The sequence below is a fragment of the Collinsella sp. UBA1693 genome, from assembly GCF_002320115.1.
GTDB lineage: Bacteria > Actinomycetota > Coriobacteriia > Coriobacteriales > Coriobacteriaceae > Collinsella > Collinsella tanakaei.
This window is the reverse complement of record NZ_DCJT01000006.1, coordinates 70,052-83,856: the sequence shown is the minus strand read 5'-3', so window position 1 is coordinate 83,856 and position 13,805 is coordinate 70,052. Positions and strand designations below refer to the sequence as shown.

Annotated in this window: 19 protein-coding genes; 1 reads left to right on the top strand and 18 read right to left on the bottom strand. The window is 58.4% G+C overall.

The features are described 5' to 3' along the window. Positions 1-384: 384 nt before the first annotated feature. The 14 genes from rplX to B3H65_RS03270 form a co-directional block, all read right to left on the bottom strand. Entirely contained in the window at positions 385-702 is a 318-nt protein-coding gene (rplX, locus tag B3H65_RS03335) for a 50S ribosomal protein L24 (protein ID WP_147327616.1), read from the bottom strand. 24 nt (positions 703-726) lie between these two features. Next, positions 727-1,095 carry a 50S ribosomal protein L14 gene (gene rplN / locus B3H65_RS03330; protein WP_009141916.1) on the bottom strand — a complete coding sequence of 123 codons (369 nt, stop codon included), beginning with the start codon at positions 1,093-1,095 and terminating at the stop codon, positions 727-729. 100 nt (positions 1,096-1,195) lie between these two features. Further along, positions 1,196-1,465, bottom strand: a complete 270-nt coding sequence (gene rpsQ / locus B3H65_RS03325; protein WP_117678758.1) for a 30S ribosomal protein S17 — start codon at positions 1,463-1,465, stop codon at positions 1,196-1,198. Positions 1,466-1,482: 17 nt separating this feature from the next. Next, positions 1,483-1,698: a 50S ribosomal protein L29 gene (gene rpmC / locus B3H65_RS03320; protein WP_009141918.1), complete on the bottom strand. Its 216-nt coding sequence runs from the start codon at positions 1,696-1,698 to the stop codon at positions 1,483-1,485. Further along, positions 1,699-2,130 carry a 50S ribosomal protein L16 gene (gene rplP / locus B3H65_RS03315; protein ID WP_009141919.1) on the bottom strand — a complete coding sequence of 144 codons (432 nt, stop codon included), beginning with the start codon at positions 2,128-2,130 and terminating at the stop codon, positions 1,699-1,701. Then, the gene (rpsC, locus tag B3H65_RS03310) at positions 2,130-2,840 is read right to left on the bottom strand and encodes a 30S ribosomal protein S3 (RefSeq protein ID WP_009141920.1); all 711 of its coding nucleotides are present in this window, start codon (positions 2,838-2,840) and stop codon (positions 2,130-2,132) included. Before rpsC ends, rplP begins: the two co-directional genes overlap by 1 nt. 5 nt (positions 2,841-2,845) lie before the next feature. Further along, the gene (gene rplV / locus B3H65_RS03305; RefSeq protein WP_009141921.1) at positions 2,846-3,217 is read right to left on the bottom strand and encodes a 50S ribosomal protein L22; all 372 of its coding nucleotides are present in this window, start codon (positions 3,215-3,217) and stop codon (positions 2,846-2,848) included. A 14-nt stretch (positions 3,218-3,231) separates the two neighbouring features. Continuing rightward, complete coding sequence (gene rpsS, locus B3H65_RS03300) at positions 3,232-3,492, bottom strand: 30S ribosomal protein S19 (RefSeq protein WP_006235035.1); 261 nt, start codon at positions 3,490-3,492, stop codon at positions 3,232-3,234. A gap of 30 nt (positions 3,493-3,522) precedes the next feature. Beyond that, entirely contained in the window at positions 3,523-4,353 is an 831-nt protein-coding gene (gene rplB / locus B3H65_RS03295) for a 50S ribosomal protein L2 (protein WP_009141922.1), read from the bottom strand. Positions 4,354-4,514: 161 nt separating this feature from the next. Next, complete coding sequence (rplW, locus tag B3H65_RS03290) at positions 4,515-4,802, bottom strand: 50S ribosomal protein L23 (RefSeq protein WP_009141923.1); 288 nt, start codon at positions 4,800-4,802, stop codon at positions 4,515-4,517. Beyond that, positions 4,802-5,428 carry a 50S ribosomal protein L4 gene (rplD, locus tag B3H65_RS03285; protein ID WP_117678759.1) on the bottom strand — a complete coding sequence of 209 codons (627 nt, stop codon included), beginning with the start codon at positions 5,426-5,428 and terminating at the stop codon, positions 4,802-4,804. The genes rplW and rplD overlap by 1 nt, the downstream gene beginning before the upstream one ends. A gap of 50 nt (positions 5,429-5,478) precedes the next feature. Then, positions 5,479-6,099 (bottom strand): 50S ribosomal protein L3, encoded by a 621-nt coding sequence (gene rplC / locus B3H65_RS03280; protein ID WP_009141925.1) that lies wholly within the window; start codon positions 6,097-6,099, stop codon positions 5,479-5,481. Positions 6,100-6,503: 404 nt separating this feature from the next. Further along, the gene (locus B3H65_RS03275; RefSeq protein ID WP_286684115.1) at positions 6,504-7,139 is read right to left on the bottom strand and encodes a histidine phosphatase family protein; all 636 of its coding nucleotides are present in this window, start codon (positions 7,137-7,139) and stop codon (positions 6,504-6,506) included. A gap of 63 nt (positions 7,140-7,202) precedes the next feature. Further along, on the bottom strand, positions 7,203-8,354 hold the full coding sequence (locus B3H65_RS03270) for a cation diffusion facilitator family transporter (protein ID WP_286684114.1): 1,152 nt from the start codon (positions 8,352-8,354) through the stop codon (positions 7,203-7,205). 879 nt (positions 8,355-9,233) lie between these two features. Between B3H65_RS03270 and B3H65_RS03265 the strand changes: the two genes are divergently transcribed. Beyond that, the gene (locus B3H65_RS03265; protein WP_286684113.1) at positions 9,234-10,280 is read left to right on the top strand and encodes a type IV toxin-antitoxin system AbiEi family antitoxin domain-containing protein; all 1,047 of its coding nucleotides are present in this window, start codon (positions 9,234-9,236) and stop codon (positions 10,278-10,280) included. Positions 10,281-10,368: 88 nt separating this feature from the next. Here B3H65_RS03265 and rpsJ read toward each other — a convergent pair whose 3' ends face one another. From rpsJ to rpsL, 4 genes are all read right to left on the bottom strand, one after another. Beyond that, a complete protein-coding gene (gene rpsJ / locus B3H65_RS03260) occupies positions 10,369-10,677 on the bottom strand; it encodes a 30S ribosomal protein S10 (RefSeq protein ID WP_009141931.1) in 309 nt (102 codons plus the stop codon). 63 nt (positions 10,678-10,740) lie between these two features. Continuing rightward, a complete protein-coding gene (gene fusA / locus B3H65_RS03255) occupies positions 10,741-12,849 on the bottom strand; it encodes an elongation factor G (RefSeq protein ID WP_286684112.1) in 2,109 nt (702 codons plus the stop codon). 21 nt (positions 12,850-12,870) lie between these two features. Further along, positions 12,871-13,344, bottom strand: coding sequence for a 30S ribosomal protein S7 (gene rpsG, locus B3H65_RS03250; RefSeq protein ID WP_009141933.1), 474 nt, complete (start codon positions 13,342-13,344; stop codon positions 12,871-12,873). A gap of 48 nt (positions 13,345-13,392) precedes the next feature. Further along, positions 13,393-13,764, bottom strand: coding sequence for a 30S ribosomal protein S12 (rpsL, locus tag B3H65_RS03245; protein WP_009141934.1), 372 nt, complete (start codon positions 13,762-13,764; stop codon positions 13,393-13,395). Positions 13,765-13,805 lie beyond the last annotated feature (41 nt).

The window sequence follows — 13,805 nt, the reverse complement described above, 5'->3', positions numbered from 1 at the left end:
TCACACGCCCCGACAACCAAATCCAATCTGGGTGCCCAAGCGTCTATGCCAAAGTCCCCATACATCCATCACGGCACCCAAACCTAAAATGGATGCCCGTTTGTACATTCGCAGAGCATTCGAAATACACCCGGGCACCCAAATTAAAACTGGGCGCCAAAACGGATACAGCGAGAGGGTCTTATATTCTCATGGGAACCCCATGCTAGTTTCGAAGCCCAAACGTACAAACTGTTGAAGAGGCCGAATGCCCGATCACGTATGTAGATGAAATTATCTGCAGACACCAGTCGCTAAACACGGATATGGAGACGCGCCAGTAAAAGAAAAGACCCCGGAGGCCATACGCTCTCCGGGGTCTATAAAGTGCTCAAAGCCTAAAACTTAGAACTTGTGGCCGCACTTTTTGCAGATGCGCAGCTTGGTCTTGTGACCATCGAGCTCGCCGGCCTCGTGACCAACGCGAGTGCGCTGACCGCACTTGGGGCAAACGAGGTTGACGTTAGAAGCGTCGATCGCAGCCTCCTGCGAAACGATGCCGCCCTGCTGGTTCTGCTGGTTGGGCTTGACGGCCTTCTTGACGATGGCGACGCCCTCGACAACGACCTTGCCCTCCTTGGGGAGCGCGCGCAGAACGATGCCCTGCTTGCCGCGATCCTTGCCGGAGAGCACCTCGACCTTGTCGCCCTTCTTAATGGACATAGACATAGTGGTCTCTCCCTAATCTTAGAGGGTCTCGGGTGCGAGCGAGACGATCTTCATGTACTTCTTGTCACGAAGCTCGCGAGCGACGGGCCCGAAGATACGGGTGCCGACCGGCGAACCATCGTTGTTGATGACGACGCAAGCGTTGTCATCAAAGCGGATGTAAGAACCGTCCTTACGACGGATCTCCTTAACGGTGCGAACGACGACGCACTTGACAACGTCCTTCTTCTTGACGTTGGCACCAGGCGTGGCCTCCTGCACGGCTGCGACAAAAACGTCGCCGATTCCCGCATAGCGGCGCTTGGAACCGCCAAGCACCTTGATGCAGCGAACCTTGCGTGCGCCGGAGTTGTCGGCGACGTTCAGCATGGTTTGCATTTGAATCATGGTAGTTCCTCCGAACCTAAACCAGCGAGAGGTGCGCCTTCCTAAATGGCGCGAATAGCAACCGGATGGCGCACATCGCTGGGGGTATTACACGTCGTGCTTACTTGGCGCGCTCGATGATCTCGACGAGACGCCAACGCTTCATCTTCGACAGAGGACGGGTCTCCATAACCTTGACGGTATCGCCGAGACCAGCCGTGCACTCCTCGTCATGAGCGTGCAGCTTCTTGGTGCTGGTCATCATCTTGCCGTACTTAGGATGACGCTTGCGCTCCGTGATCTGGACAACGATGGTCTTGTTGCCAGAGATGGAGACAACAACGCCCTGGCGGACCTTACGCGAATTGCGCGCAACAGTCGTTTCAGTCATGTTCTAACTCCTGAAATCTACTCGGCGACAGCGGACTTCTCCGCTGCGATCTGGCGGGCGCGCTGCTCGGTAAGGATACGAGCGATATCCTTCTTCACGACGCCGACACGGGCGGTGTTGTCCAGCTGGCTCGTAGCCATCTGGAAGCGAAGGTTGAAGAGCTCGGCACGAGCCTCTTTCAGCTTCTCTGCGAGCTGCTCGTTCGAAAGCTCACGAATCTCTGCGGGCTTCATTTACTTATCCTCCCCGTTCTGCTGATCAGCGCGGGCAATGATCTTGGTCTTGATAGGCAGCTTGTGCTGGGCAAGACGAAGAGCCTCGCGAGCAATCTCCTCAGACACGCCGGCGATCTCGAACATAACGCGACCCGGCTTGACGACGGCCACCCACTCCTCGGGGTTACCCTTACCAGAACCCATGCGGGTCTCCGCAGGCTTCTTCGTGATGGGCTTATCCGGGAAGATGGTGATGTAGACCTTACCGCCACGCTTCATGTAGCGGGTCATGGCGATACGAGCGGCCTCGATCTGACGGTTGGTGATCCAATGACGTTCGAGAGCCTGGATACCGAAATCACCAAAGTGGAGCTGGGTGTTGCCCTTGGCCTGGCCCTTCATGGAGCCACGCTGCACCTTACGGTGGAGAATACGCTTAGGAGCAAGCACTACTGACCCCTCCTCTCGTTATTGCGACGACGAGGACGGGAAGAGCCCTCGAGAGCCGGGTTGGGAACAGGCTGGCCGGGAAGCTTCTCGCCCAGGTAGATCCAGACCTTGACACCGCAGGACCCCATGGTGGTGTGAGCGGTAGAGGTGCCGTAGTCGATCTTGGCGCGCAGGGTGTGCAGAGGCACGCGACCCTCGCGGTACCACTCGCGACGACCCATCTCAGCGCCGCCCAGACGACCGGAGCACTGGATACGGATGCCCTTGGCGCCAGCCTTCATAGCGGACTGGACGGCCTTGCGCATAGCACGACGGAAGGCAACGCGGCCCTCGAGCTGCTCGGCGATGGACTGGGCGACCAGGTTGGCGTCCAGCTCGGGACGCTTGATCTCGATAACGTCGACGGACAGCTGGCCCTTGGCCACGCCGGCGACCTTCTCGAGCTCGGTGCGAAGGCCGTCGATCTCGGCGCCCTTCTTACCGATGACGATGCCCGGACGGGCGGTAAGGATGATGACCTTCACCTTGTCACCAGCGCGCTCGATCTCGACGCGGGAGACGGCGGCACGGGAGAGACGCTTGTTCAGGAACTTGCGGATCTCGAGGTCGTTACCGAGGGTCTCAGCGTAGTTCTTCTCAGCGAACCAGCGGGAGCGCCAGTTCTCGGTGATGCCAAGACGGAAACCAGTGGGGTAAACTTTCTGACCCATGACGCTTATGCCTCCTTTCGGGGAGCGACGATGATGGTGATGTGGCTGGTGCGCTTGAGGATGCGGGAAGCGGAGCCCTTAGCGCGGGGACGAATGCGCTTCAGGGTCGGACCCTCGTCGACATAAGCGGCCTTGATGACCAGGTTGTCGGCGCGCATGCCATTGTTGTTCTCAGCGTTAGCGACAGCGGAACGCAGAACCTTCTCCACGTCGACAGCAACGTGACGATCGCAGAAATGCAGGATGTCGAAAGCCGCAGCGACGTTCTTGCCGCGGATCAAATCGACCACAAGACGAGCCTTGCCGGGGGAAACGCGCACGTACTTGGCGGTAGCGCGAACCTCGCGAGTCTCGGTATCGGTAGACTTAGTTGCCATTTACGTAGAACCCCCTACTTGGCCTTGTGACCACGGAACGTACGAGTCGGTGCGAACTCGCCCAGCTTATGACCAACCATGGACTCGGTGACGTACACCGGAACATGCTTGCGACCGTCGTGGACGGCGATGGTGTGACCAACCATCTCGGGGAAGATGGTGGACGCGCGGGACCAGGTCTTGACGACGTCCTTCTTGCCTGCCTCGTTCATCGCGGTGATACGCGAGAGGAGGCGAGTCTCCACGAACGGGCCCTTTTTGAGACTTCTGCTCATAAGTGCTTTCTCCTAAAACTCGGTATCTAACTACTTCTTGCGACGACGGATGATCAGGTCGTTGGAGACCTTCTTCTTCTTGCGGGTACGATAGCCCTTCGTCGGCTTACCCCAAGGAGTAACAGAGGGACGACCAGAAGTGTGGTTCTTGCCCTCGCCACCGCCGTGCGGGTGGTCAACCGGGTTCATGACAGTACCACGGACGGTCGGACGAACGCCCATGTTGCGCTTACGACCGGCCTTGCCGATGACGATGTTGGAGTGCTCGGCGTTGCCGACCTCGCCAACGGTCGCGCGGCAGGTCACGAGGATGCGGCGCATCTCGGAGGAAGGCATACGGACGATGGCGTACTTGCCCTCCTTACCCATGAGCTGGCAAGCGGTACCAGCGGAACGGGCGATAGCAGCGCCCTTACCAGGCTGGAACTCGATCGCGTGGATCAGGGTACCAACGGGAATCTCGGAAAGCGGCATGGCGTTGCCGGGCTTGATGTCGGCGCCAGCGCCGGACACGACGGTATCGCCAACCTTGAGGCCCTTGGGAGCCAGGATGTAGCGCTTCTCGCCGTCCACGTAGTGGAGCAGAGCGATGCGGGCAGAGCGGTTAGGATCGTACTCGATCGTGGCAACCTTGGCGGGCACGCCGTCCTTGTTGCGCTTGAAGTCGATGCGACGATACTGACGCTTGTGGCCGCCGCCCTGGTGACGGACGGTGATGTGGCCATGATTGTTACGGCCAGCCTTCTTGGACAGGGGCTCGAGAAGAGACTTCTCGGGGGTGGTGCAGGTGATCTCGGCAAAGTCCGAAATCGTCTGCCAGCGCCTGCCTGCGCTGGTCGGCTTAAGATGCTTTACAGCCATTAATCTATCCCTTTCATATCAATCCGCTCGCCACCGCAAGCTGGGATCGCGGGTGCGGTGACACCGGATTTACCACGGTATCGGGCGTATCTACTTTTAAATCCCGATACACCATTCTCACGCCTCCCTTACGGGAGGCCTGAGCATTAAAGAACCTGAGCTTAGGCCTGGTTACCGAAGACCTCGATGGAATCGCCCTCAGCCAGGGTGACGATGGCCTTCTTCCAGGAGCGGGTCTTGCCGGTGACATAGCGAACGCGCTTGTTCTTCGGCTTGACGGTCAGGGTGTTGACGCGGGTGACCTTGACGTTGAAGATCTCCTCAACAGCGTCCTTGATCTGATACTTGTTGGCGTCCTTAGCAACCTCGAACGTGTACTTGTTCTGCTCCATGTTGGAGAAAGCACGCTCGGAGACGACCGGACGGATGATCACGGAATGTGCGTCCATTAGGCGAGTACCTCCCCGAAGTGGGTCGCGACGTCAGCGGGCATCAGCAGGGCGCCGTTGTTAACGAGGTCGTAGGTGTTGGCCTCGTTGGGCGTGATGATGAACGTCTTGGGAATGTTGCGGAAAGACAGGTAGGCATTGATGTCGTCCTCGCGCACGATGATCGTGAGGCGCTTGCCCTCAAGGCCGAGAGCCTTGAGCATAGCCACAGCGGCCTTGGTGGACGGCTTCTCAAAGCCATAGTTGTCGACGAGAACGAGCTCGTTGTCGCGAACCTTAGCGGAAAGCGCAGAACGCATAGCGAGCTTGACCTCTTTGTTGTTCATACGCTTGGCGTAGGAGCGGGGCTTCGGAGCGAAGACCACGCCGCCGTGACGCCACTGCGGGGAACGGGTCGAACCCTGACGGGCACGGCCGGTACCCTTCTGACGCCAAGGCTTCTTGCCGCCGCCGGAGACCTCGGAACGGGTCTTGGCGGACTGGGTGCCCTGACGCCAGCAGGCCTGCTGGCAGGTAACGATGTGGTGCATAACGTGGAGGTTCGGCTCGATGCCGTAAACCTCAGCAGCGAGCTCGGCCTCGGCGACCTTGGTGCCCTCGCTGTTCTTTACATCAAACTTAGACATGTGGGTGTTCTCCTTGGTATGACTCTGGGCTTAAAAAGGGTTTTGGGCCCTTAAGCCATACGGATGGCAACCAGACCATTCTTGGCACCGGGCACAGCGCCCTTGACCAGAATGAGGTTCTGCTCGGCATCGATGCGGACAACGGAAAGGTTCTTGACAGTCACGCGCTCATTGCCCATGTGGCCAGCCATCTTGACGCCCTTGAGAACGCGGGCGGGATAGGCGCACTGGCCGATGGAACCGGAGTGACGGTGGAAGTGAGAACCATGGGTCATCGGACCACGACGCTGACCCCAGCGCTTGATGCGGCCCTGGAAGCCCTTACCCTTGGACGTACCGATGACGTCGACCTTGGCGGTGTTCTCGAAATCAGCAACGGTAACGACGTCGCCCACCTTGTGCTCCTCGCCGTTCTCGACGCGGACCTCACGAAGGTAACGGACGGGCTCGACGCCAGCCTTAGCAAAGTGACCAGCCATGGGCTTGGTAACGTGCTTGGACTTGATGTCGCCAAAGCCGATCTGAACGGCGTTGTAGCCGTCGGTCGCCTCAGTTTTAACCTGCGAGACGGTGCAGGGGCCAGCCTGGATGACCGTGACGGGAACGATGTTGTCGTTCTCGTCCCAAACCTGGGTCATGCCGATCTTGCGGCCGAGAATCATGTTGATCATGCAAGATCTCCAACTCTCGGTGGTCTTGGGACACTGCGAACACCCCTTGTGTTCGCCCCTAGAGGACCACTACCAACTACGGTGCACGCCGGTTTGCATTCGCCTACCTGCTCTTTACCACGCAACCCTTATGTGGCTCAAACTTGCAGACAGAATCCTCCCTCAACGGGCACAGCTTGATTAGTATACACGTGCCCGCGCGTTTCCATAGCAGTTCATAAAGTCTTCACCTTGTCTGAACTGCAGCTTTATCGCGTCAAAGCGCTCCTCACCTCTCGACAGAAGCAGCGGGCGCTCCTTTTTCTTGACAATGTTGTCCTGTCTATGCTTTAACCTCATAGCCTTCATCCTTAAGACGCCATCCCGCAGCGTCGATAAACGGATGACAGCCCGCGTTATTTCGCCTAAGGCTTTTGGTTCACAATCGCAGTATTGCTGAAAGTCTCCGCTCTCGGATCGAACGTAAACTTGAGTACGCAACAATTACCCAACGGCTGGTCTTGGTCGCATTGGGCGAGATGCTCCCATGCCAGCTTGAACTGCAGGGTTGCAGACCCGTGCGAAACAGCCAGTACATTGCATCCGTCTTCGCCCCTAGCCTCTGCCTTAGCAACAGCATCACTCATCACCTGCGTGAGCGCCCCGACCATACGCGCCCTCAATTCAACGCTGCCCTCGCCCCCGTACGGGACGACTTCTTCGCGCGGATCCCACACGCTCAATGGAACGTCATCCACAGAGCCTTCTTCTAGCGAACCGTAGCTACGCTCAATGATGCCCGGACATTCCTGGACAAGCGGAACTTCGTGCCGGCCGTCGCGGTACAGGCAGTCGCGGACCACATACGCGGTGTCCATCGCGCGCTTGAGCGGCGAGCTATAGATGGCGCTTAATGCGACGTCTTGCGAAGCCATCCAGGCACCCGCGCCCTTAGCCTGCAAGACACCCGTTGAGGTAAGAGGTGAATCGCAGCGGCCCTGTACCAACCTCTGGAGGTTGTAAAGCGTTTGCCCGTGTCGAAGCAGGTACAGCGTATACAAATGCGTTCTCCTTAGAACTTGGTGGCCTTTTCTAGATTGAGACGCGCCTTTTCATGAGGCGCGCTACTGGCGAGCGCTCACGTAATCATCGTCCACGGTAATCTTTGCCACGGCCTGCGGGTACGCCTTGACCACACGGCGCGCAAGCTCCGCCTTGAGCTCATCTGAGGACAGCGACATGTCATTCGGGCGGAGGCAGTCGAAGATCACGTTGGTGTGCGTTGGGCCAGGCACCGTACGCAGATCATGAATGGAAAGGCGCGGGTCGATCTCTTTTGCGAGCGCGTCTATGCGATTGCGCATGTCTGCCACCGCGGGGTCATCGGTCACGATGGGGTCGTAGTGCAGGGTGACGATGAGGCCGTCTTCGTCCTTAAACGCTTGCTCGATGTTATCAAGGACGTCATGGCTGTCCATGGGATTGGTCTCTGCGGCCATCTCTACGTGTGCGCTGGCAAACTGACGGCCGGGACCATAGTCATGAACCATGAGGTCGTGGGTGCCCAGCACCCCGGGATAACTCATGATTTTCGACCTGATGTGAGCCACAAGCTTGGGGTCCGGCGCCGAGCCAAGCAGCGGGTCGACCGTGTCGCGCAGGAGCTCGACGCCGCTCCACGCGATGTACGCCCCGACAGCAAGCCCCGCCCAAGCGTCAAGCTGGAGCGAGGTGAAGCGCGCGACCACCGCCGAGAGCAGCACCGCGCCGGTGGCGATGCAGTCGTTCTTTGAGTCCTGAGCGGTTGCGATGAGGGTTTCCGAATCTATCTTATTGCCCAGCGAGCGATTGAACGCCGCCATCCAGCACTTAACGAGAATGGACAGAGCAAGGACCGCGACCAGCGCAAGCGAGAAATCCACCGGCGTGGGGTTGATGATCTTGTCGATCGATGACTTGATGAGCTCGACCGCGACCAGCAGCACCAGGACGGCCACAGCAAGGCCCGACAAGTACTCATAGCGCCCGTGGCCATAGGGGTGCTCGGGGTCTGCGGGGCGGCTAGCGAGCTTGAAGCCCAGCACGCTCACGATGTTCGAAGAGGCGTCGGACAGGTTGTTAAGGGCGTCGGCGACGATTGAAACCGATCCGCTCATTACGCCCACAGCCACCTTTGCCGCACAGAGCAGTACGTTTGCGACGATGCACACCATGCCTGCCAGCGCACCCACCTGCGCTCGGTCGCCTTTTGCCCGACCGATAATCCATTCACCCATCTGCATCCCTACCCTTGCTCAGTCATGACCCTTGATTGTATTCCTCTTTGCGCGCTGCGGTGCAAGGCGGCGATGTTCTGTAACGGATTCACACGGCGGCTACGCGCGGCGTTGCGGCGCGGCGGGCACTAGGGGCGGCGGCTTTGCATGCGCCGGTGCGGTGGTCAGGGTGCTTGTACGCTACGGCCCCCGGCCGTAGTTTGGGTACCGGGGCGGACGATGCGACGCTGACTACGCGCACGTTTAGGACCCCGGCGTGATTTTAGGGGCCGCGGCGTGCATTTGCGCGCCCTTATCTGTACGTGCAGGCACCGGTTTTTGAGATTGGTGCCCCTACGTATATAACGACATGCCTGCTTTGTCCGTTGGGGTACCCAGCTTGAAATTGGGCGCCCCAACGAACATTGTGCCTCGTCAGGATAAACGTTAGGGCCCCCATTTCAGCGATGGGTGCCCATTCGGATCCAACATGGCGCCGCAATAATACGGATGGGCACCTTACATGTAATTAGGTGCCCATCCGTAGTTGCCAAAACCCCTTCATGCGTCCATATGGCACCCAATGAGAGGCCGGGTACCCAAACGGACATCCACCCTTATGCCCGCTACAACAGGCCTCTGCATGCCAGACGAAGGCACGTCGCTAGAGCCTGAAGCAACTCAATACGCGCGCGATATAGATCTCCCACCGCTCAAGGGGTGCCGTTAACCGGGCATATTTATGCGTCTGCCGATTATCGATACTCAATGACGCAAACAAGCAAGCCACCTACCTGCCAAAGGAAGATTGAGACGATATCGAGCGATCATCCCAAACGATACACATATGCAAGCATGGTGGCGCAGACCGGCACCAAACAGTCTTGATGGGGGGGCGCTATGCCGCGATCGCTTGAAGACGTACTTGTACGGAAGCTCACAGATGCATTTTCCAACGGGAAGCTCTATGCTCCCAAAACGGACTCAGAGCGCCGGGGCCTCAAGCGGCGCGTGCGCAAGGGAACCGTGACGTCGCCGTATAAAGGCCTCTATGCCCTTAAGGACCAATGGGCCGAAGCGGAGAAGTCCCAGCAATACAAAATGATTATCGCAACGCTTGCAGAGCTATACCCGTCCTGGGTCTTCTGCTCATTTTCAGCCGCCTCGATGCAAGGGCTCGAAGTTCCCTTCACGGAGATGAATCGAATTCACATCGCGACAACGTGCAGCAGACGCACGCATGGATTGGTTTGCCACCACATGAAGATCAATGAGCATGTGACCGTGAACGGGGTAAGGTGCGCCTCCGTTGAAAGCTCAGTATTCGAATGCATCCGGAATAGCGACTTTAAGTATGCACTCGCCGTGGCTGACTCGGCATTACGCCTGCTAAAACTGAATGCAAACGAGATGATTGATCGGCTAGCAACCAAATGTAAGGGCAAACACGGCATGGCCTACGTCAAAGATGTATTCTCGCATGCCAATAGCAAGGCAGAAAACGGCGGGGAATCATATGCGCGTGCAGTGATGATAGAGAACGGCGTTATGTTACCAAAACTGCAGGTTGAACACTATGATCCAGTCACCAAGACAAAATACAGGGACGATTTTGAGTGGGAGCTCAAGACTGGAAACGTAGCTGGAGAGCTCGACGGCAATAAGAAATATACGCTGATAGCCAAGGAGCGGGGATTAACCATAGAGCAAGTGCTTCTTGAAGAGCGCCAGCGAGAGTCAAGGTTGAGAAACCAAGGGCTCAAGTTTGCACGCTTCAGCTTTGACCAACTTCGAAATGTCGCTCCGTTCCTGGACATTCTCGACGCTTGTGGCATTCCGAGAATTGGCACAAATCCCCGTGCACCAAAGCCGCCAACCAAACGGAGAACAATCACGCAGCGAACGTACAGGCGCAAGCGCAAGGAACCGGTTAAAGATGGCGGCTAAGCTGCCGACTGAGGAGCCAAGTCGACAAAAAAGCCCCCTGGCTTATAACCAGAGGGCTTAATGCAAGCTAGTCGTGTCTAAGGCAAGCTTAGAGCTTGATCTCGATGTCGACACCCGCGGGGAGGTCGAGACGCATCAGCGAATCGACGGTACCGCTGGTGGGATCGAGAATGTCGATGAGGCGCTTGTGGGTGCGCATCTCGAACTGCTCACGAGAATCCTTGTCCTTGTGCGGGGAGCGGATAACCGTGTAAAGGTTGCGCTCGGTGGGCAGGGGAATGGGGCCGGAAACGCGAGCACCGGTCTTCTGGGCGGTCTCGACGATGAGCTTCGCGGACTGATCAACAACCTCGTGATCGTAGCCCTTGAGGCGGATCCTGATCTTCTGGCTAGACAACTTGAACCTCCAAATGGAATGCGAGGGCATCCTCGCTGAAATGTACTAACGGTGCGGATGAGCTTAGGCGTTGGTGCCGTTCTTGCTCATGACCTCGTCCATGATGGACTTGGGCGCCGGCTCGTAGGAGTCGAACTGCATCGTGTAGGATGCGCGGCCCTGGGTCTGGGAGCGAAGGTCGGTAGCATAGCCGAACATCTCGCCCAGGGGCACCTTAGCGCGGATGACCTTGCTGCCAGCACGATCGTCCATGCCCTCGATCTTGCCACGGCGGCCGGACAGGTTGCCCATAACGTCGCCCATGTACTGCTCGGGGGTCTCAACCTCGACGAACATGTAAGGCTCGAGGAGGATGGGGTCGGACTTCTTGAGAGCATCCTTGATGGCCATGGAGCCAGCGATCTTGAATGCGGCCTCGGAGGAGTCGACCTCGTGGTAAGAGCCGTCGAACAGGGTGACCTTCACGTCGACAACAGGGTAACCAGCGATGACACCGGTGTTCAGCGCCTCCTGGATGCCCTTGTCGATGGACGGGATGTAATCCTTGGGGACGACGCCGCCGACGATGGCGTTGACGAACTCGTAGCCAAAGCCCTCTTCCATCTTCTCGAGCTTGATGACGGCGTGGCCGTACTGGCCGCGACCACCGGACTGACGGACAAACTTGCCCTCAGCCTTCTCGACGTCATGACCGGGAGCCTCACGGTAGGCAACCTGGGGTTTACCAACGTTAGCCTCAACCTTGAACTCGCGGAGCAGGCGGTCGACGATGATCTCGAGGTGCAGCTCGCCCATGCCGGCGATGATGGTCTGGCCGGTCTCGTGGTTGGTGGACACCTGGAACGTGGGGTCCTCCTCGGCGAGCTTGGTCAGAGCGATGGACATCTTGTCCTGCTCGGCCTTGGTCTTGGGCTCGATAGCAATGTCGATAACGGGCTTAGCGAACTCGATCTGCTCGAGGATGAGCTCCTTGCCCTCCTCGCACAGGGTGTCACCGGTGGTGGTGTTCTTGAGGCCCACGGCAGCGAGGATGTCGCCAGCGGAAGCGCCATCGACGTCGACGCGGTCGTTAGCGTTCATCTCGAGGATGCGGCCAAAACGCTCGCGGCTGCCGGAAGTGGCGTTGGCGACGTAAGAACCGGCGTCCACGTGACCGGAGTACACGCGGAAGAAGGTGAGCTTACCAACAAAGGGATCGGTAGCGATCTTGAAGGCGAGCGCCGCGAACGGAGCGTCAGCGGAAGCCTCGCGGGTCTCGGTCTCACCGGTCTTGGGGTTGGTGCCCTCAACAGCAGGAACATCCAGCGGGCTGGGCAGGTAGTCGACAACAGCGTCGAGAAGCTCCTGAACGCCCTTGTTCTTGTAGGCGGAACCAACCAGAACGGGGTTGAGCTCGTTAGCAAGGGTGCCCTTGCGGATGGCGGCCTTGAGCATGTCGACGGGGATCTCCTCGTCCTCAAGAACCATCATCATGAGCTCGTCATCGTAGTTCGCAGCGGCGTCGAGCAGCTCAGCGCGCTTCTCGGCGGCAACGTCGGCGAACTCAGCGGGGATCTCGTCCATGGGCTCGGGATAGGTCATGCCCTTATCGTCGGGCTTGAAGTCCCAAGCGGTCATGGTGACCAGGTCGATAACGCCCCAGAACTGATCCTCTGCACCCATGGGAACCTGGATGGCCACGGCGTTGGCGTTGAGGCGATCCTTCATGGTCTGGATGGCGTTGAAGAAGTCGGCGCCCACGCGGTCATACTTGTTGATGAAGGCGATGCGAGGGACGTTGAAGTTGCGGGCCTGGCGCCACACGGTCTCGGACTGCGGCTGAACACCGGCGACGGCGTCGAACACGGCGACGGCACCGTCGAGAACGCGCAGGGAGCGCTCAACCTCAGCGGTGAAGTCAACGTGGCCCGGGGTGTCGATGATCTGGATGCGGTAGGACTTGTCATCCTTGCGCCAGAAGCAAGTGGTAGCAGCGGACTGAATGGTAACGCCGCGCTCCTGCTCCTGAATCATCCAGTCCATGGTGGCAGCGCCCTCATGGGTCTCACCGATCTTGTGCTTCTTACCGGTGTAGTAAAGAATGCGCTCGGTAGTGGTGGTCTTGCCAGCATCGATGTGGGCCATGATGCCGATGTTGCGGGTCTCGGAAAGCTTGTACTTGGGCTTAGCCATGAGTCAGTTCCTTCCTTGGAATTACCAGCGGTAGTGAGAGAACGCGCGGTTGGCCTCGGCCATCTTGAAGACGTCCTCACGCTTCTTCACGGAAGCGCCAACGCCGTTGGAGGCATCGAGAATCTCGTTAGCGAGACGCTCGGCCATGGTCTTCTCCTTGCGAGCACGCGAGAAGTTGACGATCCAGCGGATGGCGAGCTGGGTGGAGCGACGGGAGTTGACCTCCATCGGCACCTGGTAGGTAGCGCCACCAACACGCTTGGGCTTGACCTCGAGCGTGGGGCGGACGTTGTCCATGGCCTTCTTGAAGGTGGCAAGAGCGTCACCCTCGGACTTCTCGGCAACGATGTCGAATGCACCGTAGACGACGCGCTCGGCGGTAGCCTTCTTGCCGTCAAGAAGAACCTTGTTGATAAGCTGGGTCACGAGGCGGTTGTTGTACACGGAATCAGGCATGACCTCGCGGCGATTATTCTTTGCTGCACGACGCGGCATATGAAATCTCCTCTATTCGTTGGATCAGGTGTAGTAGCTACTTTGAGACTACTTCGGGCGCTTAGCGCCGTACTTGGAGCGGGACTGCTTACGGTTGTTCACCGGAGCGGAGTCGTAGGCGCCACGGATGACGTGATAACGAACACCGGGGAGGTCGCGAACACGGCCGCCGCGGATGAGGACGATGGAGTGCTCCTGGAGGTTGTGGCCCTCACCAGGAATGTATGCGGTGACCTCGATGCCGTTAACAAGACGGACACGGGCAACCTTACGAAGAGCCGAGTTCGGCTTCTTGGGGGAGGTGGTGAACACGCGGGTGCACACGCCGCGCTTCTGGGAGTTGTGCTGCAGAGCTGCGTTCTTGGACTTCTTGGGAACGGACTTACGACCCTGGCGAACCAGCTGGTTGATAGTAGGCAAAACGTACTCCTTCTTCGTGATGATTCCAGCTTTATACTTAG

What these genes read in the sequence shown, in the direction of transcription:
- rplB (WP_009141922.1), bottom strand. Translation starts at nt 4,353, where the DNA reads ATGGCTGTAAAGCATCTTAAGCCGACCAGCGCAGGCAGGCGCTGGCAG.
- rplD (WP_117678759.1), bottom strand. Translation starts at nt 5,428, where the DNA reads ATGTCTAAGTTTGATGTAAAGAACAGCGAGGGCACCAAGGTCGCCGAG.
- B3H65_RS03265 (WP_286684113.1), top strand. Translation starts at nt 9,234, where the DNA reads ATGCCGCGATCGCTTGAAGACGTACTTGTACGGAAGCTCACAGATGCA.
- rplX (WP_147327616.1), bottom strand. Translation starts at nt 702, where the DNA reads ATGTCCATTAAGAAGGGCGACAAGGTCGAGGTGCTCTCCGGCAAGGAT.
- rpmC (WP_009141918.1), bottom strand. Translation starts at nt 1,698, where the DNA reads ATGAAGCCCGCAGAGATTCGTGAGCTTTCGAACGAGCAGCTCGCAGAG.
- fusA (WP_286684112.1), bottom strand. Translation starts at nt 12,849, where the DNA reads ATGGCTAAGCCCAAGTACAAGCTTTCCGAGACCCGCAACATCGGCATC.
- rpsG (WP_009141933.1), bottom strand. Translation starts at nt 13,344, where the DNA reads ATGCCGCGTCGTGCAGCAAAGAATAATCGCCGCGAGGTCATGCCTGAT.
- rpsQ (WP_117678758.1), bottom strand. Translation starts at nt 1,465, where the DNA reads ATGACTGAAACGACTGTTGCGCGCAATTCGCGTAAGGTCCGCCAGGGC.
- rpsC (WP_009141920.1), bottom strand. Translation starts at nt 2,840, where the DNA reads ATGGGTCAGAAAGTTTACCCCACTGGTTTCCGTCTTGGCATCACCGAG.
- rplC (WP_009141925.1), bottom strand. Translation starts at nt 6,099, where the DNA reads ATGATCAACATGATTCTCGGCCGCAAGATCGGCATGACCCAGGTTTGG.
- rplV (WP_009141921.1), bottom strand. Translation starts at nt 3,217, where the DNA reads ATGGCAACTAAGTCTACCGATACCGAGACTCGCGAGGTTCGCGCTACC.
- B3H65_RS03270 (WP_286684114.1), bottom strand. Translation starts at nt 8,354, where the DNA reads ATGGGTGAATGGATTATCGGTCGGGCAAAAGGCGACCGAGCGCAGGTG.
- rpsS (WP_006235035.1), bottom strand. Translation starts at nt 3,492, where the DNA reads ATGAGCAGAAGTCTCAAAAAGGGCCCGTTCGTGGAGACTCGCCTCCTC.
- rplW (WP_009141923.1), bottom strand. Translation starts at nt 4,802, where the DNA reads ATGGACGCACATTCCGTGATCATCCGTCCGGTCGTCTCCGAGCGTGCT.
- rplN (WP_009141916.1), bottom strand. Translation starts at nt 1,095, where the DNA reads ATGATTCAAATGCAAACCATGCTGAACGTCGCCGACAACTCCGGCGCA.